Genomic DNA, 20,550 nt, shown 5'->3' with positions numbered 1-20,550 from the left:
CGAACACCATGCGAACCGCGCGCTCGCGAACCTCGGTCGGATACTTCGGCGCAGTCTTGCGTTTTGCTTTGTCGATGTTTTCCATTTCCTCATTCTCTCAGGAGTTGAGGTCTCCGGAAAACCCGGTGCGCTTCACACCGCAAGGCGTGCTGCGCTACATGCATAGCTTGCGGGACTTCGGGGCGGCGCTCGCCAATCCGTCGCTGCCGCCGGAGATGCCCGAGTTCGTGGAACTGAAAGCGCGCTATCTGCGTATCTTCGAGCAGGTGTTTGATGAGCAGCGGCTCGATGCGCTGGTCTTTCCGCAGATGCGCTGCGAGCTTCCGCCGCTGCACGGCAATGACACGATCCAGGAGACGACGGTAGGCGAGATCAACATCGCGGGGCTGCCTGGCATCGCGGTGCCGGCGGGATATTACGAGTCGGGAGCGCCGTTCGGACTGATCTTCGTGGGTCGGCAGTGGGATGAAGCGGCCTTGCTCGGGTTGGCTTTCGCGTATGAAAGTGGTGGCGCTGTCAGGCGGAAGGCGCCGGCGCTGGATTGAATCTCGTCTGGAGCTCGGGTCTCGTCTCGTAGCAAGTCGTTCGTAGCGAGCGGGCCCGACGCAAGCGGGTTGCGGCACGCGATGCAACGCGCGCGGCCGCGCGCCGGCGCATTCGCCGTGTTTCGACGAAGGCACGCGAGCGCGTGGAGGATGTCGAGATGGTCGGGAAGAAGCAACTGCTGGACGTTCTCTGCGCCGCCGATGTCTAACACGAGGCGTCGGCATACCGGGCTGGCGTCGTCGCCGGCGCCTGGTCGAACATGATTTCGATGGCGGCACAAGGACAGAAGCTGGTCTTGTGGTGACGCTGGCTTCGTGCGCTGGTTTGGTGTCAAGACTGACGCGGGCAAGCGATGGCAAGTCAGGCGTTATTCGATTTCAAGGTGAGGTCGTGGGGAGGCGTTGGTCGGGGCCGTAGGTCGAGGAGTGGCTCAAAGTCTCGTGGGGACATCGCATAGTTGACATAACGCAAATTAGCGCAGTTTTTAACTGTAGCGGCTATATCCTAATGTCGTGTTCTGGCTATTTACAGATGTCGGGTTCTAGCCGGTGGCAAGCTGGCGGCTGACCGTTCAGCGGGAGCGCCGCGATGTCACCGAACCCGACAGTGAGTCTGACCATGCGCGAATGGGATCGACTGAAGGTGATCGAGGCGGTCGTCCAGACGGGCTTGAAGCCCGGACGCGCCGCCGTGCGTCTGGGCCTGACGGTGCGCCAGGTCGAGCGGCTGGTGTGGCGCTATCGTGAGCACGGAGCGCTAGGCGTGGCGTCGGGCAAGCGTGGCCGAGCGAGCAATCGCAAGCTGGACGACGTTCTGGCGCAGCGCGCCGTGAACATCATCCGGGAGCGCTACGCCGACTTTGGCCCGACCCTGAACTCGAACCCATTAAGGTGATTGAGGCGGTGTGCGAGCATCGGCTGACGATGGTCCGGGCTGCCGAACGACTGGGGCTGTGCGAACGCCAGATCAGTCGTCTGGCGCGGCGCTATGTGGCAAGCGGTCCGGTTGCGCTGATTTCAGGCAAGCGCGGGCAGCCCAGCAACCGCGAGTTGCCCGCCGATCTGCGTTCACGCGCGATGGCGCTCGTGCGTGAGCGCTACGTTGATTTTGGTCCGACGCTGGCCTGCGAGAAGCTGCGTGAATGTCATGGCATCGCGCTGGGCAAGGAGACCGTGCGGCGCTGGATGCGTGATGCAGGCCTATGGATTCCGCGTAAGCAACGTCCGCCAAGACTGCACCAGCCGAGAAACCGTCGTTCGTGTCTGGGCGAACTGATTCAGATCGACGGTAGCGAGCATCGCTGGTTCGAAGATCGCGCACCCGCCTGCACGCTGCTGGTATTCATCGACGATGCGACGGGCCGGCTGATGATCTTGCACTTCACCGCGACGGAGTCCACCTTCAGCTACTTCGAGGCCATGCGTAAGTATCTCCAAGCGTATGGCAAGCCCGTTGCGCTGTACAGCGACAAGGCGGCGGTGTTTCATTGCAATGGACACGCCGAGACCGCCGGCAAAGGCGTCACGCAGTTCGGACGGGCCTTGTACGAGCTCAACATCGACGCCTTCTGTGCCAACAGCAGCCAGGCCAAGGGGCGTGTCGAGCGGGCCAATCTGACGCTGCAGGACCGGTTGGTGAAGGAGCTGCGGCTACGCGGCATCAACACCAAGGAAGCCGCCAATGCGTACGCGCCCCACTTCGCCGCCGACTTCAATGGTCGCTGCGGCAAGACGCCAAGGAGCACGTTCGATGCACATCGACCGTTGCGTGTGGACGAATCGCTCGAGCTGATTCTCACGTCACGGGTGCCGCGCCGCGTCACCCAGGCGTTGACGGTGCAGTATGACCGGGTGATCTATATGCTCGACGACACGCCAGAGAATCGCGCGTTGATTCATCAGTATCTGGACGTGTTCGAATATCCGGACGGGCGCATCGAGATTCGGGTAAATGGCACGGCCCTCGCCTATCGGCAATACGATCGACTCTCGGAGATCGATCAGGGGGCGGTGGTCGACAACAAACGGCTGGGGCACGCGTTGCAAGTCGCACAAGTGCTGCAGGCGCAGCGCGATGATCGCTGCGCTTCAGGCATGCCATCGCGAACGAACCAGGGGCTGGCTCCGCGGCCTAAAGAACGCAAGGTGGGCACGCGAACGCAGCGCGAATTGACCCAGGAACAGCTTAATGCGGCAGTGCTGAGAACCGCCAAAACGCGGACAGCCGCGGTGGGAAAATGACCAGAAGCATCGAGAGCATTTAACCGACAAACTGGACATTTCTAATGAGCCAGCCAGCGGACATTTCTATCTGGCCATGACATTAACATGGCTCCCAAGTTCAAATGTCGCGCTCGCCGAATGGAATCGTAGCTCCAGGGCCGGCGAACGCATCGCCGGCCCTAGGCGCCTCAAACTAAGCCTTCCTCCAAGGTCCAGCCGGCGCACGCACCGTGATAACCGGCTGCGGCGCTGGCGCATACGTCTCCTTGCAGACGCTCTCGCACAACGTAATCACTCGCGCAGAACTCGCTGGATTGAACAGCGAATGATCGATATCGCTGAAGGTCATCACACGCACGCTCTTGTAACGCGCGAGCCGCGTGCCGAGCTTGCCGCAATGTGCCGCAAGCACATCCAGACCCGCGTCATAGCTCCCATAGACAAGCACCGTCTTCACCCCCTTAGCGTCCAGCGCCCGGGCGATGCTCTGAGGCGTCGTCGCCTGTTCCGGCGGTGTATGACTCAGACTGTCGAGCCGGAATGCATCAGCGATACGCGAACGCGCACGCGTCGTCACGTAGTTGCCGATAAAGCCGAGCACGCGCAGAAGATTCTTGTCGCCGCGCAGGATCGCTTTCCATTTATCGAGTTCGAACATCGACGCTGCATAACCGGCCATTGAATTGCGCGTCGATTCACGCATCGCTTCAGCCGTCTTGTTTTCTGGCTGCCTGAACGTGGGGATGTTCACTGCGACCACGCCGGTGATAGCCGTTTCGATCACCGCGGCTTTGAGCGCGTGATAGCCGCCCGAGCAAATGCCGAACGAAACGATCGACTTGTAGCCCTGGCGCGATAACCATCGTGCTGCGGCAGCCGTGTCTTGCGTCGCTACGGGGTTATATATGCGGTGATAAGGCGTGTCAGATTGCGCGACACCCGGGACAGCGGGACTGTCGCCACGGCCACGCGCATCGAAACGCAACGAAGCGATGCCGCGTCTTGCCAGATCCCGCGCAATACGCACGGACAATCTACTGTCGCCGACTCGCGAACTGGACGATGTATTCGCAAGCAAGTACACAGCGTTACGCGACACTGCCAGCCGCGGCTCACACAGAATGCCAAAGATGCCCTCCTCGCCGATGCAAACCGGCCGCTCGATCGCTTCGGGCGTTTCAATGCGCAAGTCTTCTTCAGGCCACGGCGAAAATGCCTTGACCGGTTGTCGAGGCTGATCTTCCGCGATCCATTCGACGACTTTGGCAAACGCCGCATGCGGCGTAACCGTGAACGCGGATTCCTGAATGAAGCCCGTCATGTCATCGAAGACTTGCGACTGTGCATCGACGCCCACTTGAACGAGCGCATCGCGCAGCGGATCTTTCGAGCCGATCCGTCCGTGCATCAGCAACGCGCGGCGCGCTGGTGCAACGCCCGCGCGCTTGACGCTCGCCGCCAGATCAATGGATTCGAGCGAACGTTTGAGATCGTCGCCGTACGCCTGACCGAGCACATTGAGCGGTCCGTCCTGCGGCTGTATTTCACGCAGCGGCGCCGCGAGCTGCTCGAGCCACGTCTTGCGCGTCACGCTCAGCTCGCGCATGTAAGTGCGCCCACTGACGACAGGCGCAAGCAGCACGAGATCATCGACTGGACGCTTCAGCGCCGCCTCCACCGCGAACGCCGTGCCGACGCGAAAGCCGCATAGCGTCACGTGCTCGATGCCCGTTTGCGCCTTGAGAAAATCGACGGCGGCGCCGATATCGTCGATTGAAGATTCATACTGTCCCGGCGCTGCATCTTCACCGCACGAGTCCCCGGTGCCGCGATAATCGAAACGCAACACCCAAACGCCACGCGCTGCGAGCACTTCCGCAAGCACACGCATGCCGCTATAGGTCCATACATATTCGTGGCCGTATGTATTGCACAGCACCACGCCGCGCTTGCTGGCCCCCGCATGCAGCCATCCAAAACGACTGCCGAATACCACCGGTTTCATTGTTATGTCCTCGTCTCTGGCGGCGTGCAAAGTAAGGGATGCCCCCGCTCCCTCTGCCTTGACTTTGCGCGCGATCGGGAATGACGCAATGCATTCCCGACGCCTAACCCGCCTTCCGAAATGAAAGCGATCGGCGGGCTATTCCGTGCAATGATAGGAATCGAGACGGCCTTTCAAAGTCGCCTTGCCAACATAGCGGCATAAACGACGATTGAATCGTTAATGAAGCGACTCGCTTTTTCTGGTTGATTCGTGGAAAACTGATACGCAGGCGCGTACTTGCAAGCGCGTATGTGCGCTTGCTAACGCGCCACGCAGCGAAGCATAAACGCAATCGTCGCAGGCGAATGCAAAGTTCTGATTGAGCAGGACGGAAGTGGCCTAGGCAACGCCGCCAAGGCCCGTCGCAGTCACGCGGCGATGCTTACCGTCGCAGGTTGCTCGTCGGGTGTGCGGGCGTGCGCGTAGACACGCGCCCGCTCACTCGCCACGAGCGCCTTCTTTCGGGCGAGGGTCTGTGGTTGATATTTGGGATCGCCCATCGTCTTAACGTATTCGCTGTGACGATAACGAAGATAACGCTGGAAAAACTCTGTGCCGGGCAGTCCGCTATCGAGCGCGAGAAGCACGCCATAATCAATATCGTGCAAATCGCCGAGCGTTTGCACGGCGGTTTCAAGTGCGGCATACCTTTGTACCAGTGGCACGCCCTTGTCACATAATGAATGAAAACGCTGATAGGTCAGCAATTGCCGATGAGATGCACAGCGTCGCAATGCTTTCGCAAGCCGTTGGCTCAGTTCCGTCTCCACGTTTCCTCCGCAAGGTCTCGGATTACAAGCGCAAAGCTTCTTCGCGTCATTCGCCATTCGAACGACGTCACTGTGTATGTATGACACCTGCAAGAAGCCAGGAATAACGGTGACTCTGACCGTGCCCACCGCCTGGGAAGAACCGAGCAAGAGGTCAGGATCAGTGGGCGTGTTGTACACAATGCACGCCAGGGGCATTGCAACGGGAAGCGGTTGTTTCGCGCGAAAATCGATGTTCGAAACCGTTTGCGCGCCGCTCTTATGAGTACATGCTAGCAAACATACAGCATCAAACCAAGAAATGTTTGCTATCTTGCACTGCCGTAGCTTTCAGGCTTTTGAACAAGCGGAAGTTATTTCCGGCGTGCAACTCTGTCGGTTTAGGCAAGGGAGACCGGCGCTGGGAAAGAGAAGAGTAACGTGCCGACGCAGTGTCCTGAAGACGGCTAGACGAAATGGGCGGATATAAAACCCGCATCAATGAATGCGCCGCTTAAGCCTGGTTTAAGTGACAGCATCTAAAACAATATGGACGGCTATTTCGATTTCGAATGCGTCCACGCGGATGATCAGACCGGGCAACGCCTCAAGCGCACGCAACGGCGTTCAAGGCGCGGGCGACGATCATCCCTTTTGGCCCGGCAGTCCTGCCGGGCCTTTTTTCTTTAGGGTTAAGCACGGAGAGCCGTCGATGCGCAGAACTCAATGCCCAAAATAAACAGACTGTTTGCTGTCGTTCATCGGGCGCATTGAACGCATGCCGGCTGCCGAGGTCCCGCCGTTGGCGCCGCCGTATTCGCTTTCGTCGCCTCTCATCGCCCCGTTTTGCTGAGAAACGCGGCGCTCGGCCGCTTGTACATCGTTCGGGTAAGTGGTGCGGTCTGACTGTGCAGGGTTATAGCCCGCGGCTTCCACCTGCCGCAGTTCCTGCTGCACTTGCGCACGCGTTACCGACGAATTGTCCTGAGCAAAACTCATTGCCGGCGCGACCATAACGGCAGCGGCGGCCAAGGCTTTCACGAATGACTTCATGGCGAACCTCCGGTTTGTAAGGCAGCACATCTTATGTACATGCTTGCCCCAAAACTTCAGCATCGCTCGTGCCCAGCCTTAGCGTTTCTCGCGTTCGGCTTCCAGAAGCTTGACGAGCACATGCAGCATGCGATTAGCCGGCGTCGGCACGCCTAGCGCCTCTCCGCGGCGCACGATCAATCCATTCAAGTGGTCAATCTCACTGCGTTTGCCGCGCGCCATGTCCTGCGCAGTCGACGAATACTGATTGTGCATCGTCTGTGCGATCCCGCGCACTGCTGCGTCCACGTCGCCGGGAATGGTAACGCCATCGGCGTTCGCCACAGCGAGGCATTCGTCGACGATGTCGCGCATCGCCCGAGTGACGCCCTCGCCCTGAACCAGGCGTCCATACGGCGTCTGTGCAATCGCCGATAGCGCGTTGTAAGCGCAGTTGAGCACGAGCTTGGCCCATAGCGCGCCGCGCACATTGTCGGAGATTTCAGTGGGAACCGAGGCGGCCGACAGCGTGCGAGCAACTTCCTCGCTCATGCTCGAAGGCTCGATCACCAGTTCACCCCTGCCGTGATGCCGGACATGCCCCGGCCCCGCCAGTTCCGTCGCTACATAAACGACGGCCGCGGCGACTTCCTGCGGCAACAGTCCACGCAAGCGTTCGGCGTTCTCGACGCCGTTTTGCAGCGACACGACGAGCGTGCGTTCATTCAGATACGGTTTGAGCGCAAGCGCCGCGCTATCGGTATCCGTCGACTTCACGCAAAACAACACGACGTGCGCGCCTTCTGCAGCCGAAGGTTCGGTGCTGGCGGACAGACGCACATGCTCGTCGAATGACTTGGTGTCGAGCCTCAGACCATCACGCTGAATCGCTTCTACATGTTGCGGCCGTGCGATCAGCACGACATCGTGACCCGCGCGAGCCAGCATGCCGCCGTAATAGCAGCCCACCGCGCCCGCACCCATTACCGCGAATTTCATAGCCTGTTCCTCGTAGCTTTGTGACTGCATCGGCGGCATCAACAGTCGATGCCTTCATCCATGCGACGAGAAAATAACATAACGCTTGCCTTCTGCATGCGTTGCGGCGCCCATCAGGCGCAAACGCTTGCGCAACGGACGATGCCCTTGCTTTGTGGGCGGACGCACGATAGTCAGTCGAATTCGCCGTGAACCATATTGTTAAACCTTAGCGCGGGACGATACGCTTGCTTCAGCGGATCGACGGGTGGTTTCCAACAATGGCCGACCGCTATGGGGCATGTGCTGCGCCGGTCCGATATTGGCAACCATTGTCGGAACGGCGATCGCGGCACAGGAGACCAACTCACGACGCACCGGGGCGTCACATCAGGAAAAACAAAATGCGGCGCGGCCTGTCGACGGGCAACGCGCAGCCGAAGCGTGGGCGTTTTCACGAGAACAAAAAATGAACCATGGATATGAAGCATCGCTCGTCAAGCGCGTGGTCAATCAGCTTGTCGCGAGCATCGTCAACGGAGAATACAAAGACAATGTCCTGCCCCCACAAGTAATCCTCTCGAAGAAGCATGGCGTGTCCCGCACCATCATGCGCGAAGCATTGAGCGTCCTCATCTCGCGACGCATGCTCGATGTACGACCCAAGACAGGCACACGAATCAGGCCGGCAAGCGAGTGGCTCATCATCGATGCCGAAGTCGCCGAATGGCGCCTGCGCGCCCTGCCCGAGCCCGACTGCATGCGCCGGCTCATTCACTTTCGTTCACTTGTCGATCCTCCCGCCGCCGAGCTTGCCGCGACGCGTGCGAACCGGCATCAGCGCATCGGCATCAATGCAGCTTTTCAGCGGCTCGTGCATGCCTCGCCGTCCGAGGACTTGCAGTCGCAGGCAGAGGATGCATTGCTGACGACCATCATCGATGCAAGCGGCGATGAAATTTTGCGGCAGATGGGAAGCGTCGTGCGCGTGGGCCTCAGAGCGATGAAAGCGTCCTTGCGCGTGCAGCCGCATGCCCTTGCGCGCGTCTCCGAATCGCAACTGAGCGACTATGGCCGCGTCGTGCGTGCAATCGATACAGCCGATGGCGGCGGCGCTCGCCTCGCGATGTCGCAAGTGCTCGGGCGTGCGTCGATGTGGGTGGAAGAACCGGTTTGAGTGCGTCGAGCACGCCAAGTGAAATCAATGACTACAATGTTCGAGTGTCCTGACTGGCCGTAACGCGCTTTGCAACGCAATGACGGAGGCAACGATGGCGGAACTCGACAAGGAAGAGGTCGTTGGCGTATTGAACCGGATTCTCGAATCCGAACTCGCTGGCGTCGTGCGCTATACGCATTATTCGTTTCTCGTGTTCGGCTTCGGCCGCATTCCGATCGTGTCATGGCTGCGCGCGCAGGCGGACGAATCGCTGACGCATGCGCATCAGGCGGGCGAATGGATCACGACGCTAGGCGCTTATCCGTCGCTGGAGATCGGCCCGCTTCTCGACAATCACACGTTCGACATCGCGACGATTCTGCGCGAATCACTGCAAGCGGAAAACGTTGCGCTCGACCTGTATCGCCAGTTGCTCAAGCTCGTGGAGGATCGTTCGGTGGCGCTTGAGGAATACGCGCGACAAATGATTCAGACCGAAGAAATGCATGCCGGCGAGGTCGACAAGATGCTGCGCCGCCCCGGCGAAGTCGAAACGTCGCCCGAGAGACGAAACGGGCATGTGTAAAAGAAAGCGCGCAGCCCTTGGACGGACAGCGCGCTTTCAGAAACACAACGAGGTTACTTGGGCTGCGCCACCGTGCGCAGATAAGGCTTGAGCGTCTGGAAGCCTTCCGGATACTTCTTCTTTGCGTCTTCGTCGGATACGGACGTCGGAATGATCACGTCCTCGCCCGGCTTCCAGTTCACGGGCGTCGCGACCGTATGCTTCGCGTTCAGTTGCAGCGCATCGAGCAGGCGCAGCACTTCGTCGAAATTGCGGCCGGCGCTCATCGGATAAGTGAAGGTCGCCTTGATCTTCTTGTCCGGGCCGATGATGAACACCGCGCGAATGGTCGCATTGTCGACAGCGGTACGCGGGCCGCCGCCGCTCGCGTTCGGATGGATCATGTCGTAAAGCTTGGCCACGTTGAGGTCCGCATCGCCGATCATCGGATAGTTCACGGCTGCGCCCTGCGTTTCCTCGATGTCCTTCGCCCACTTCGAATGGTTATCCACGGGATCGATGGACAGCCCGATGACCTTCGTATTGCGCTTGTCGAACTCCGGCTTCAGCTTCGCCATGTATCCGAGTTCCGTGGTGCAGACGGGCGTGAAGTCCTTCGGGTGCGAGAAAAGAATCGCCCATTGGTCGCCGATCCATTCATGAAACCGGATCTGGCCTTGCGTGGTCTCTGCGGTGAAATCGGGGGCTTCGTCACCAATACGGATGGACATATTTGATCTCCACGTTGAAATGTAATCGGAGAGCGTTCCGCGCCGTTGCGAAACGGATTCCGGCTATGAGAGCGCAACAGACAAGCCGATTATAGTGCGCCGCGACCGCCCGGCGGACCGGCTTGCGAATTCCCCCGCGGGCGAGAGGGTCAGGGGCATAAGAAATGCGGGCGCGAACGGGCGTTCAGTGCAGACGCCTCGTGCAAGCTCGTATTCCTCGGGGAAATCTGCTATCACGGAACAGCGTTTATCTCGACAGCCAGCGGCTGTCACCCAGGAGGCGATCGTGACCGTCATGCGAAAGAAAGCCGTTGCTGCGCTGCAAAGCGAGGCGGAAGAAACCGATGAGGTGCTTCAGGAAACGCATGGCGGACATGCATTGAAACGTTCGCTGTCTTCGCTCGATGTCACCTTGCTCGGCATCGGATGCATCATCGGCGCGGGGATTTTCGTGCTGACGGGTCACGCGGCAGCGACGAATGCGGGCCCCGCGATCAGTATTTCCTTCGTGCTCGGCGCAATCGTATGCGCGCTCGCCGGGCTCTGCTACGCGGAGATGGCATCGACGGTGCCGGTTTCCGGCAGCGCCTATACCTATGCATATGCCACGATGGGCGAACTGATCGCCTGGCTCATCGGCTGGGATCTGATACTCGAATATGCGGTTGGCGCAACGACGGTCGCGATCGGCTGGTCAGGCTATGTCGTGAGCTTTCTACATTCTTTGCATATCGATATACCCGCGCAACTGTCTCAGGCGCCCTTCGCTTACGAACCGGGCAAGGGATGGAGTCATGCGGGCGCAATTCTCAACGTGCCCGCAATGGTGATCGTCGGGCTCATCACGATGTTGCTTGTCATCGGCATTCGCGAATCGGCGCGCGTGAACAGCATCATCGTGGTGATCAAAGTGCTGATCGTGCTCGCGTTCATCGCGGCGGGCATTGGCTATGTCGATACGAGTCACTGGGTGACGGCGAGCAATCCGACTGGCGCATTCATTCCACCGAATACGGGCGAATCCGGTGTGTTCGGCATGAGCGGCGTCTTGCGCGGCGCGGCGGTGGTTTTCTTCGCGTACATCGGTTTCGATTCCGTGTCTTGCGTGGCGCAGGAAACACGCAATCCAAGGCGCGACATGCCTATCGGCCTGCTCGGTTCGCTTACGATCTGCACGATCCTGTATGTGCTCGTCTCATACGTGCTGACCGGCATCGTGTCCTATGACAAGCTGAACGTCGCCGACCCCATCGCTGTCGGTGTCGATGCAATCGGCATGCGCTGGCTTTCGCCCATCGTCAAGCTCGGCGCCATTTTCGGCCTGACTTCGGTGATTCTCGTACTGCTGCTCAGCCAGCCGCGCATCTTTTATTCGATGGCGAGAGACGGCTTGCTCCCGCCGTTTGCCTCGAAGATTCATCCGCGTTTTCATACGCCGTACATCACCACGGTCGTGACTGGATTCATCGTAATGATTCTGGCCGGCTTGCTGCCGATCGGTCTCGTCGGCGAACTCGTGAGCATCGGGACACTGTTCGCATTCGCGGTCGTCTGCATCGGCGTGCTTGTCTTGCGCATCACACAGCCGGAACTCAAGCGCGCATTCAAGACGCCTGCCGTATTCATCGTCGCTCCGCTCGGCGCGCTTTCATCGGTCTTTCTGATGACGGGACTGCCTGCCGATACGTGGATACGTCTCATCGTATGGATGGCCATCGGCATCGTCATTTACTTTGTCTACGGCATCCGCCACAGCAGGCTGCGCGACGCGCGACAGACGCCGCCGGGCCACACTGCGAGAAACTGACGATAGACTCAGCCGGAGCGTCGCGTGCTGTGCTCGCGCGCTTCTTGCGCGCTTTCATAGATGTATGGCGCGACGCCCCGTTGCTTGAGCGCGTCGCCAAGCTTCATGCGCAGAAAACTGCTGGTGGTATAGCGCGTGACGCCGTCGTATAGGCCGCTGACGAGTCCCGTGACCATTTCCGAATAGGCATCGAGCATCTCGGGGCGAATCGAAAAGTTGTCGTAGTTGACGATGACATGCGGCTTAGTCTTTACGTCCGCGAGTTGCTTCTCCACTTCGCGGCGTATGTCTTCCACGTCTTGCAGCGTGGCGACTTCGTGCCCTTCGAAGTTGATGAAGAATAGATTCTTCTCCGCGTCGTAACTGAAGCGTTCGGCCAGGCCGAGTCCGAGCAGCACGTCGCGCAGGCCCATCGGCGTATCGTGGAAAATGCGCTCGTTCATCAGGCGCGGCGCCGACTTGATAACGGGCCTGAAGCCCATCTGCGCGACGATATCCCGCTCGATATCGATGCCCGGCGCGACTTCGGTCAACACGAGCCCTTCTTCAGTCAGTTCGAACACGCAGCGTTCGGTGACATACAGCACCGTCTGCCCGCGCTCGACAGCATAGCGGCCGCTAAAAGTGCGATGCTCGACGGCATCGACGAACTTGCGGCAATCGCCGTCGCGACGAATGTTCAGCTTGCCGGCGTCGATCGCTATATCGAGCTTGCCCGCGTTGAACGTGCCGACGAATACGACCTTCTTCGCGGACTGACTGATATTGATGAAGCCGCCGGCGCCCGCAAGCTTCGGCCCGAACTTACTGACATTCAGATTGCCTTCGCGGTCCGCTTGCGCTAGCCCGAGAAAAGCAATGTCGAGGCCGCCGCCATCGTAGAAGTCGAACTGATACGGCTGATCGATGATGGCCTGCGTATTCGTCGCCGCACCGAAATTGAGTCCGCCCGCAGGAATGCCGCCAATCACGCCGGGCTCGGTCGTCATCGTGAACAGGTCGATCACCTGTTCCTCGTTCGCCACACTCGCAATTCCTTCAGGCATGCCGATGCCGAGATTCACGACGCTATTTGCCATCAATTCAAACGCGGCGCGGCGTGCGATGACCTTGCGTTCATTGAGCGGCATCGGCTGCACGGAACTCGCGGCGACACGCAACTCACTGGAAAACGCCGCACTGTATTGTTCGCCGAACGTCTGCCAGTGATTCTCCGGACGCGCGACAACGACGCAATCGACCATCACGCCGGGAACTTTCACTTGTCTTGCACTGAGTGTGTTGGATTCCGCAAGCCGTTCCACTTGCGCAATGACGATGCCGCCTGAATTGCGCGCAGCCATCGCGATGGAAAGTGCTTCGAGCGTAAGCGCCTCCTTCTCCATCGTGACGTTTCCATTGAGGTCGGCAGTCGTGCCTCTGACGATCGCGACATCGATGGGAAAAGCCTTGTAATACAGGTATTCGACGCCGTCGATCTGCATGAGCCGCACGATATCCTCGGTCGTGCGCGCATTGAGCTTGCCGCCGCCATTGCGCGGATCGACGAACGTGCCAAGGCCCACGCTCGATAGCTGTCCGGGCCGATGCGCGGCGATATCGCGAAAGAGTTGCGAAATGACGCCCTGAGGCAGGTTATACGCTTCGATGCGGTTCTCCATCGCGAGCTTTTGCAAGCCCGGCACGAGTCCCCAATGTCCGCCAACGACTCGCTTGACCAGTCCTTCATGCGCGAAGTGGTTCAGCCCTTTGGTGCGGCCATCGCCCTGCCCTGCGGCATAAACGATCGTGAGATTTTCGACTGGCTCGTGAGAATCGGATGACGCCTTGTCTTTGCTTTCGAGGAACCGTGCTTCGAGCGCAATGGCCACTTCTTCCGCGAAGCCGACACCGACGAAGCCGCTCGTCGCGATGGTGTCGCCTGAACGAATCAACCGGACGGCCTCACTCGCGGAAACGATCTTGCCGCGTTCCACGAGGCGCGCCGACGATGGAAACGGATGACGAGGCGTGGCGGTCATGGTGTCTCCTTTATTCGATGCTCGTGATGATCACGATCACGATGCTTCGCATCACGGTATCACCAAATTGCAATCAATGACTCGCGCCGAGATACGCCGCCTTGACCGAAGGATCGTTGCGCAACTGCTCCGCTGGCCCATGCGTCGCGACGCGACCGTTTTCGAGCACATAGCCGTAATCGGCAACATTCAGCGCAGCAGCGGCAAACTGTTCGACGAGCAGCATCGTCACGCCGTCCTGCTTGAGGCGCTCGATGATACGAAAGACTTCTTCGACGAGGATCGGCGCAAGGCCCATGGATGGTTCATCCAGCAGCACGAGATCGGGATTGAGCATGATGGCGCGCGCCATCGCGAGCATCTGCTGTTCGCCGCCGCTAAGCGTCCCGGCAAGCTGGTGCCGACGCTCCTTGAGTCGCGGAAACAGCTCGATCGCCCGTTCGAGATCGGCAGCGACGTCGCCTTTGGGACGCGCCCACGTCAGGCGCGGAAATGCGCCCAGCAGCAGATTGTCCGTGACGGACATCGTCGCGAATACGCGTCGTCCTTCGGGCGAATGCGCCAGACCCAGACGCGCGATCTTGTGAGAGTCCAGTGCGTCGATACGCTTTGCCGCAGTGCCGACGCCCATGGTTATTTCGCCGTCAGTCGGCTTGATCATGCCGGAGATCGCGCGCATGGTCGTCGTCTTTCCCGCGCCGTTGGAGCCGATCAGCGTGACGACTTTCGCCTTCGGCACGTTGAGCGATATGCCATGCAGCACTTTCACCTTGCCATAGCCCGCGTGGAGGTTATTGATCGTTAGCATCGTTGATCCTTCTCGTGGCGTTGCTCTGCGATTGCCTGGCCGTATTCATCAAGCCGTTTCCGCGGCCTTGCCGCCCAGATACGCTTCAATCACTTTCTCGTTAGCCTGAATGTCCGCAGGCTTGCCTTCCGCGATCTTTTGCCCGAAGTCGAGCACCGACACGGTATCGCACACGCTCATCACCACATCCATATGATGCTCGATCAGAACCAGCGTAATGCCGTGATTGCGCACCTTGCGGATGATCGCGACGAGCTCGCGAATATCCGGCGCAGTGAGTCCGGCAGCAGGCTCATCGAGCAGAAGCAATTGCGGATCGAGCGCGAGTGCCCGCGCGATTTCGAGCAGACGCTGCTTTCCATAAGGAAGATTACGTGCTTCTTCGCCCGCGACGTGCTCCAGCCCCACGAAACGCAGCATGTTGAATGCGCGCTCGCGTGCGGCCTGCTCTTCCCGCCGATAACGCGGGCTCATCGCGCCGACATCCGCGAAATTCGAGCGAAACGTATGATGCAGACCGACAAGCACATTCTCGAGCGCGGTCATCTCGCCAAATAGCTGTACGTTCTGGAAAGTGCGCGCGATGCCCGACAGCGCGATCTTCGATGAAGTACGCCCGCCCAGCGACTCGCCCTGATATTCAATGACGCCCGAGGTCGGCACGTAGATGCCCGTCAGGACGTTCATCATCGTGCTCTTGCCCGATCCGTTCGGTCCGATCAGGCCATGAATCGTGCCGCGCTTCACCGTCAGGCTGACGTTGTTCAGCGCTTTGAGGCCGCTGAACTGCATCAGTACGCCGCGAACATCGAGAATGGCATCCGCGCCTTCGCGTGCGACGGCGGCGACTGCATCGTCTTCGCGCGTATCGCTTGCAAGGGCGTCGGTATCGACCTTGGTGACGCGCACGCGCCCGAGATGCAGTGTCTTTCGCACGAAGCCGACGATGCCGTCCTGCAAGTAATAGACGACGAGCAAAATCATCAGGCCAAATATCGTGAGACGCCAGTCGGTCAGCGCATCGATCCAGAAAGAGAATGCGGCAAGGCCCGCAGTCCCGATCACCGGGATGGCCACGCGTTGCGGCGTCGTTGTCTTGCGTGCCAGTGCAAGCGCGGCTCCTGCAACGACGAGCACAGCAAGTGCGGTAGCGACGATCCGAAAGTTCGCTATGTCGTCGAGCAGCTTGGGCAACAACACGATGACTGTCGAACCGATGATCGCGCCCGTGCGAGTCTTGCGGCCGCCCATGATGATCGCGAGCAAGAAGAGAATCGTCAGTTCGAAGTTATAGGTATTGGGCGAAATGTATTGCTCGGAATAGGAATAGAGACAGCCAGCCAGTCCGGCAAAGCCCGCACTAATCACGAACGCATACACCTTATAGCGATAAACCGACACGCCCATGCAATCCGAGGCGATGGGGCTATCGCGCAAGGCTTCGAACGCACGCCCGAGATGCGACTTCAACACGCGATGCACTACGATCAACGATGCCACCAGCAGCGCGGCAATAAGCCAGTAATACTCGACTTCATCGAGCTTGTGACCCGCCAACGTAGGCTTGGGAATCTTGAGTCCCATCGGGCCGTTCGTCAGAAAGTCCATCTCGTTGATGAGAATCTGGATGATCGTGCCGAACGCGAGCGTGACCATCGCTAGATAAGGACCGGACACGCGCAGCGCGGGCAACGCGAGTATCGCGCCGAATGCGGCAGTCACGGCGATTGCGAGCGGCGCGGTCACATAGAACGGCATGCCGAGCTTCGCAAACAGAACGCCCGCCGTATAAGCGCCGACGCCAAAGAGGCCCGCGTGACCGAGCGATACCTGACCGGTGTAGCCCACCACGATATCGAGCCCGAACAGCAGGATCGCGTAAATCATGATGGTTTCGACGAGATGGATGTAATACGGATTTCCCGACACGACCGGGAACGTCGCAAGCGCCGCGAGGCCGATCAGGGCCGCAATCCAGTTCTTCGCTTTGTTCATGGCCGCCTCAGACTTTTTTGATCGCTGCCTTGCCGAACAGACCCGCAGGCTTGACCGCAAGCACGATCAAAAGCAGCACGAGGCCGGGCACGTCCTTGTAGCCGGTGGAGATATAGAAGCCCGTCGTCGTCTCCGCGATGCCCAGAATCATGCCGCCGACGATGATGCCCATGCCGCTCGACAAGCCGCCGATGATCGCCACCGCGAAAGCCTTGAGGCCGAGCACCGCGCCCATCGTCGCGCCTGTCAGCGTAAGCGGCGCAATGAGGACGCCCGCGAACGCCGCCGTCAGCGACGACAACGCATACGAGAACGTGATGACGAGTCCCGTATTGATGCCCATGAGCGCGGCGGCATCGCGATCGTTGGCGGTTGCCACGACAGCCTTGCCGAAGATCGTTTTGCGATTGAAGAATTCCACCGCCAGCATCATGACGAGCGCACCCGCTACGACAAGCAGCTCCATCGGCAATACGTTCGCGCCGAACACGTGAAGCGGCGATTCGGGCAGCGGCGAAGGAAAGCGCAGATCGTCACGCCCCCACACGTTCTCCGCGACATTCTTGAAGATGATGCCAAGCGCAATCGTCGACATGATCCAGCCGAATTCCGACTTGATCTTGATCGCCGGCCTCACGCCAATTCGCTCGACCAACGAGCCTTGCAGAAGCCCGAACAGGCACACAAGCGGAATCATCAGCCAGTAGTTGACGCCTGCCGATACGAGCGTCAGGCCCACGAGTGCGCCGAGCATGAGCGCATCGCCCTGACCGAAGTTCAGCGTGCCGGAGGTCGCGAAGGTGAGCTGATAGCCGAATGCGATCACCGCGTAGATCATGCCAAGCGCGATGCCGCTGTAAATGAGCTGAAGAAGAATCATCGTCTGGACGCCTTTGGATCGGAACACCAAGCGCATGCGTCAAGCCGCGCCCGCCATCTGCGGCGGGCGCGGCTCTTACCCTCGGAATGGAAACTCGTGCGTCAGTTCGAAGCGGTCGTCGTCTGCTTGTTGCGCAGCGTGCTGCCGCCTTTCTTGTCCGCGTCGTATGCGTAGACGACCCGCCCGGCCTTCACTTCACCGATCACAGGCACGTTCGGGCTGATCGCTTCGTGATCCACCTTGGTGAAGGGCTTGTCGTAGGACATCACCACGCCGTCGACCTTGGTGCTCAGGTTTTCGAGCGCTTCCTTCACCTTCGGGCCATCGGTGGAACCGGCTTGTTTGATGGCCGCTGCAAGCAGATAAACCGAGTCGTAGCCTTGCGCCGCCGACACCGGCGAATCGATGCGATCGTTCTTCGGCTTGAATTCCTTCAGATACGCTTCGATAAAGGCTTTACGCTTCGGCGTATTCGCGTCCTGAATGAAGGTCTGCGGCATGCGCGCGCCTTCGCCATTCGCACCCGCGTTGTCGATATAGTTCGCCATGGAAAGCGTCCAGCTGCCGATCAAAGGCACTTTCCAGCCGAGCTTCGCCATGCCGTTCGCAATCTGCGCAAGCTCCGGCCCGATGCCATAAGTAAGGACAGCTTCCGCGCCCGCCGCCTTTGCCTTGAGCAATTGAGCGGTCATGTCGACATCCTTAATATTGAATTTCTCGACTGCGACAGGCTTGACGCCCTTCGACGAGAGCGCCTTTTCAAGGTCTTCGCGGCCAAGCTGGCCGTAGTTCGTCGAATCGGCGAGGATCGCGACCTTCTTGAAGCCGCGCTTGGTGATGGCTTCCTCGACGATCATCGGCGCCTGAATGCGGTCGGCTGCGGCGTTGCGGAAGACATAGTTGTCGGGCTGATCGTCGAACTGCTTGGTGACGACCGAACCCGTCGCGACATTGTTGAAGACGGGAATCTTCGCTTCCTGGAAGAAGCGTTGGGAGGCGAGCGCAACGCCGGTATTGATATAACCGACCACGGCTACGACCTTCTCCTTGTTGATCAGCTCTTGCGCGATCTGTACACCGCGTTCGTTTTTGGCTTCGTCATCGCGTTCTACGAGCACGATCTGCCGCCCGAGCACGCCGCCCGACTTGTTGATTTCCGCAGTCGCGAGCCGCACGCCGTCGCGCATGCTGACGCCCATCGACGACGAGCCTCCCGTAAACGGGCCGTCGACGCCGATCTTGATCGGATCCGCCGCATAGGCCGACGAAAAAACGCCGAACGCGAGCATGCCCGCGATGAGCTTCATCTGCATTCCCATTTCTGTCTCCGTCGCTTGAACCGCTTTGTGAAAGCCTGAGCGCCCGATTCTTTTAGCTGTCGCTCTAATTAGGCGATTGGTGACCGAGTTTAGAAAAATGTAAGGATCAGACCATATTCGGACATACCCGAACAGCACGAGCGTTAGCGCACATCGGGACGCAAAACGGCGGCATCCCGAAGCGGCCGCTTCGGGATGCAAAGGAACAGCGAAGGAAGCGATGAACTGTTTTAGCGCGGCGTGCCCTGCTCGACGGCGTGCGTGAACTGGCGCAAGACCGAGGCGGAAGCGTCAGTCACGGCCCAGAACGTCATGCCGTCGCGATTCCAGCGGGCAAGCGCATAGCCATCGTCAGACTGTGTGACGACGATCTGTCCATCCTTGAGCGGCGGCTTCTCGGGAAACACATAAACGTCGATGGGATGCTTCAGATATCGATAAACAACAACAGCGACCGGCCGATGCCCGACGTAATCGAGCCGTCCGCCAACGAGCGCGAAGCCGGGTCCAGCCGGATCGACTACAGGCGGCGCATAGTCGATGCGGCCGTTGAACCACGGCTTGACCGTGTGCTTGTCGCTGGACAATACATCGATGGGCCGATCCGACATCAACGCGCGTACATGGCTCGACACGATCTCCTGCGCGAGCGGTGCATCGCTCGCAGGACGCGGCACGGTCTGGAACCACAGCATCGCGCCCAGCACGATCGCGGAAAGCGTCGCGCCCGTGAATGCGCCGCCGAAGAATGGCCCCGGTAAAGCAAGCCAAAGACGCCACGGACGGCGACCTTGCTCAGGCTTTTGCGAACGCTGACTTTCCTCGCGCACGCGCGCCAGCACTTGCGCGCGCAAATGCACCGGCGCGTGCTGATATAGCGAGCCATCGTTGAGCCTCGTATCGAGCGAAGCGGCTTCGTTATTGTCCATTGCCCGACTCCTCGGAATGCCCCGGCCCCGACTTGCGCACGAGCCTGACGCTTGGTCTGTCGCATTGCGCCGCGCGCACCGCCCCGGCCAGCATCTTGCGGCCTCGCGCAAGCCGCGACATCACCGTTCCTATCGGCACGCCCGTGATCGCGGCGACTTCCTTGTAACTCATGTCTTCCAGTTCACGCAGCACCAGCACCTCGCGGAAAGCGAGCGGTAAGGCCTCCAGTGCGCGATGCACGAGGTGGACTTCGTCCTTACGCACTGCAAGCGTCTCAGGGTTCACGCCGGCTTCGTCGGACCAGCCAGGCAAGGCTTCGTCCCCGGCGATGTCTTCATCGTAGGGCGTCCCATCGGCCATGTGCACGCGCTTGCGCCACTCGGTGAACCAGGTGTTGCGCACGATAGCCAGAAGCCATGCACGCGCATTCGCTTCCTCGCCGCCTTCGAAGCCGCTAAAGAAACGGAATGCGCGTAAATAGGCTTCCTGGACGACATCATCCGCGTCGCTCGCGCTGCCGGAAAGCCAGCGCGCAAGGTTGTATGCGGCGTCGATATGCGGCATCACGGTCGCCTCGAAGCGCGCATGCGGGGACTTCTCTGCTCTCGACCTGCTGGACCACATCGCGCGGGTCTCCTCAAGGCGAATCAACGCACGCCTGGTGTCGCGCGTGCACATCCTCCTTTACTTGTTCCAGGACCGCTTTATTCCCTTCCCCCGAAGAAATTTTCCAGGAATATCGCGCCGCGTAAGCCGGTTCG

18 protein-coding genes are annotated in these 20,550 nt (G+C 59.8%); 6 read left to right on the top strand and 12 right to left on the bottom strand.

The genetic code is table 11. The features are described from left to right. The 3 genes from AB6804_RS11530 to AB6804_RS11520 form a co-directional block, all read left to right on the top strand. Positions 1–545: amidase family protein (locus tag AB6804_RS11530; protein ID WP_370886567.1), on the top strand; the 545-nt coding region annotated here is incomplete at its 5' end. 589 nt (positions 546–1,134) lie between these two features. Beyond that, positions 1,135–1,440, top strand: a complete 306-nt coding sequence (locus tag AB6804_RS11525) for a helix-turn-helix domain-containing protein (protein ID WP_370886566.1) — start codon at positions 1,135–1,137, stop codon at positions 1,438–1,440. 29 nt (positions 1,441–1,469) lie between these two features. After that, positions 1,470–2,786, top strand: a complete 1,317-nt coding sequence (locus AB6804_RS11520; protein ID WP_370886584.1) for an ISNCY family transposase — start codon at positions 1,470–1,472, stop codon at positions 2,784–2,786. A 175-nt stretch (positions 2,787–2,961) separates the two neighbouring features. Here AB6804_RS11520 and AB6804_RS11515 read toward each other — a convergent pair whose 3' ends face one another. The 4 genes from AB6804_RS11515 to AB6804_RS11500 all read right to left on the bottom strand — a co-directional run bounded on the left by AB6804_RS11515 (position 2,962) and on the right by AB6804_RS11500 (position 7,595). Continuing rightward, entirely contained in the window at positions 2,962–4,773 is a 1,812-nt protein-coding gene (locus AB6804_RS11515) for an alpha/beta fold hydrolase (protein WP_370886565.1), read from the bottom strand. A 410-nt stretch (positions 4,774–5,183) separates the two neighbouring features. After that, positions 5,184–5,585 carry a hypothetical protein gene (locus AB6804_RS11510; RefSeq protein WP_370886564.1) on the bottom strand — a complete coding sequence of 134 codons (402 nt, stop codon included), beginning with the start codon at positions 5,583–5,585 and terminating at the stop codon, positions 5,184–5,186. A 702-nt stretch (positions 5,586–6,287) separates the two neighbouring features. Next, the gene (locus AB6804_RS11505; protein ID WP_370886563.1) at positions 6,288–6,617 is read right to left on the bottom strand and encodes a DUF4148 domain-containing protein; all 330 of its coding nucleotides are present in this window, start codon (positions 6,615–6,617) and stop codon (positions 6,288–6,290) included. A gap of 78 nt (positions 6,618–6,695) precedes the next feature. Beyond that, positions 6,696–7,595, bottom strand: a complete 900-nt coding sequence (locus AB6804_RS11500; protein WP_370886562.1) for a ketopantoate reductase family protein — start codon at positions 7,593–7,595, stop codon at positions 6,696–6,698. Between the two features lie 448 nt (positions 7,596–8,043). Between AB6804_RS11500 and AB6804_RS11495 the strand changes: the two genes are divergently transcribed. After that, positions 8,044–8,751, top strand: a complete 708-nt coding sequence (locus AB6804_RS11495; RefSeq protein ID WP_370886561.1) for a FadR/GntR family transcriptional regulator — start codon at positions 8,044–8,046, stop codon at positions 8,749–8,751. 94 nt (positions 8,752–8,845) lie between these two features. Further along, positions 8,846–9,319, top strand: coding sequence for a bacterioferritin (locus tag AB6804_RS11490; RefSeq protein ID WP_244794874.1), 474 nt, complete (start codon positions 8,846–8,848; stop codon positions 9,317–9,319). 53 nt (positions 9,320–9,372) lie between these two features. On the opposite strand, the gene AB6804_RS11485 is transcribed toward AB6804_RS11490, so the two are convergent. Next, the gene (locus AB6804_RS11485; protein ID WP_370886560.1) at positions 9,373–10,029 is read right to left on the bottom strand and encodes a peroxiredoxin; all 657 of its coding nucleotides are present in this window, start codon (positions 10,027–10,029) and stop codon (positions 9,373–9,375) included. Between the two features lie 295 nt (positions 10,030–10,324). Here AB6804_RS11485 and AB6804_RS11480 point away from each other — a divergent pair, with 295 nt between their 5' ends. Beyond that, positions 10,325–11,836, top strand: a complete 1,512-nt coding sequence (locus AB6804_RS11480; RefSeq protein ID WP_370886583.1) for an amino acid permease — start codon at positions 10,325–10,327, stop codon at positions 11,834–11,836. An 8-nt stretch (positions 11,837–11,844) separates the two neighbouring features. On the opposite strand, the gene AB6804_RS11475 is transcribed toward AB6804_RS11480, so the two are convergent. From AB6804_RS11475 to AB6804_RS11445, 7 genes are all read right to left on the bottom strand, one after another. Then, the gene (locus AB6804_RS11475) at positions 11,845–13,857 is read right to left on the bottom strand and encodes an acyl CoA:acetate/3-ketoacid CoA transferase (RefSeq protein WP_370886559.1); all 2,013 of its coding nucleotides are present in this window, start codon (positions 13,855–13,857) and stop codon (positions 11,845–11,847) included. 73 nt (positions 13,858–13,930) lie between these two features. Beyond that, positions 13,931–14,665 carry an ABC transporter ATP-binding protein gene (locus AB6804_RS11470; protein WP_035963692.1) on the bottom strand — a complete coding sequence of 245 codons (735 nt, stop codon included), beginning with the start codon at positions 14,663–14,665 and terminating at the stop codon, positions 13,931–13,933. A gap of 48 nt (positions 14,666–14,713) precedes the next feature. Then, the gene (locus AB6804_RS11465) at positions 14,714–16,660 is read right to left on the bottom strand and encodes an ATP-binding cassette domain-containing protein (protein WP_370886558.1); all 1,947 of its coding nucleotides are present in this window, start codon (positions 16,658–16,660) and stop codon (positions 14,714–14,716) included. Positions 16,661–16,667: 7 nt separating this feature from the next. Beyond that, positions 16,668–17,540: a branched-chain amino acid ABC transporter permease gene (locus AB6804_RS11460; protein ID WP_370886557.1), complete on the bottom strand. Its 873-nt coding sequence runs from the start codon at positions 17,538–17,540 to the stop codon at positions 16,668–16,670. 101 nt (positions 17,541–17,641) lie between these two features. Continuing rightward, positions 17,642–18,853, bottom strand: coding sequence for an ABC transporter substrate-binding protein (locus AB6804_RS11455; RefSeq protein ID WP_370886582.1), 1,212 nt, complete (start codon positions 18,851–18,853; stop codon positions 17,642–17,644). A 236-nt stretch (positions 18,854–19,089) separates the two neighbouring features. Continuing rightward, complete coding sequence (locus tag AB6804_RS11450; protein WP_370886556.1) at positions 19,090–19,788, bottom strand: anti-sigma factor; 699 nt, start codon at positions 19,786–19,788, stop codon at positions 19,090–19,092. After that, complete coding sequence (locus AB6804_RS11445; RefSeq protein ID WP_370886555.1) at positions 19,778–20,413, bottom strand: RNA polymerase sigma factor; 636 nt, start codon at positions 20,411–20,413, stop codon at positions 19,778–19,780. Before AB6804_RS11445 ends, AB6804_RS11450 begins: the two co-directional genes overlap by 11 nt. Positions 20,414–20,550 lie beyond the last annotated feature (137 nt).

The organism is Caballeronia sp. RCC_10 (assembly GCF_041360715.1).
Classification (GTDB): Bacteria; Pseudomonadota; Gammaproteobacteria; order Burkholderiales; family Burkholderiaceae; genus Caballeronia; species Caballeronia grimmiae.
The sequence above is the reverse complement of the archived record's forward strand: the minus strand, read 5'-3'. Positions and strand labels throughout refer to the sequence as shown.

Bases quoted from the DNA above. Each gene is read 5' to 3' on its own strand.
- AB6804_RS11445 (WP_370886555.1), bottom strand. From the start codon at position 20,413: ATGTGGTCCAGCAGGTCGAGAGCAGAGAAGTCCCCGCATGCGCGCTTC.
- AB6804_RS11465 (WP_370886558.1), bottom strand. From the start codon at position 16,660: ATGAACAAAGCGAAGAACTGGATTGCGGCCCTGATCGGCCTCGCGGCG.
- AB6804_RS11490 (WP_244794874.1), top strand. From the start codon at position 8,846: ATGGCGGAACTCGACAAGGAAGAGGTCGTTGGCGTATTGAACCGGATT.
- AB6804_RS11480 (WP_370886583.1), top strand. From the start codon at position 10,325: ATGCGAAAGAAAGCCGTTGCTGCGCTGCAAAGCGAGGCGGAAGAAACC.
- AB6804_RS11470 (WP_035963692.1), bottom strand. From the start codon at position 14,665: ATGCTAACGATCAATAACCTCCACGCGGGCTATGGCAAGGTGAAAGTG.
- AB6804_RS11515 (WP_370886565.1), bottom strand. From the start codon at position 4,773: ATGAAACCGGTGGTATTCGGCAGTCGTTTTGGATGGCTGCATGCGGGG.
- AB6804_RS11495 (WP_370886561.1), top strand. From the start codon at position 8,044: ATGAACCATGGATATGAAGCATCGCTCGTCAAGCGCGTGGTCAATCAG.
- AB6804_RS11500 (WP_370886562.1), bottom strand. From the start codon at position 7,595: ATGAAATTCGCGGTAATGGGTGCGGGCGCGGTGGGCTGCTATTACGGC.
- AB6804_RS11450 (WP_370886556.1), bottom strand. From the start codon at position 19,788: ATGGACAATAACGAAGCCGCTTCGCTCGATACGAGGCTCAACGATGGC.
- AB6804_RS11475 (WP_370886559.1), bottom strand. From the start codon at position 13,857: ATGACCGCCACGCCTCGTCATCCGTTTCCATCGTCGGCGCGCCTCGTG.
- AB6804_RS11505 (WP_370886563.1), bottom strand. From the start codon at position 6,617: ATGAAGTCATTCGTGAAAGCCTTGGCCGCCGCTGCCGTTATGGTCGCG.
- AB6804_RS11520 (WP_370886584.1), top strand. From the start codon at position 1,470: ATGGTCCGGGCTGCCGAACGACTGGGGCTGTGCGAACGCCAGATCAGT.
- AB6804_RS11460 (WP_370886557.1), bottom strand. From the start codon at position 17,540: ATGATTCTTCTTCAGCTCATTTACAGCGGCATCGCGCTTGGCATGATC.
- AB6804_RS11485 (WP_370886560.1), bottom strand. From the start codon at position 10,029: ATGTCCATCCGTATTGGTGACGAAGCCCCCGATTTCACCGCAGAGACC.
- AB6804_RS11455 (WP_370886582.1), bottom strand. From the start codon at position 18,853: ATGCAGATGAAGCTCATCGCGGGCATGCTCGCGTTCGGCGTTTTTTCG.
- AB6804_RS11525 (WP_370886566.1), top strand. From the start codon at position 1,135: ATGTCACCGAACCCGACAGTGAGTCTGACCATGCGCGAATGGGATCGA.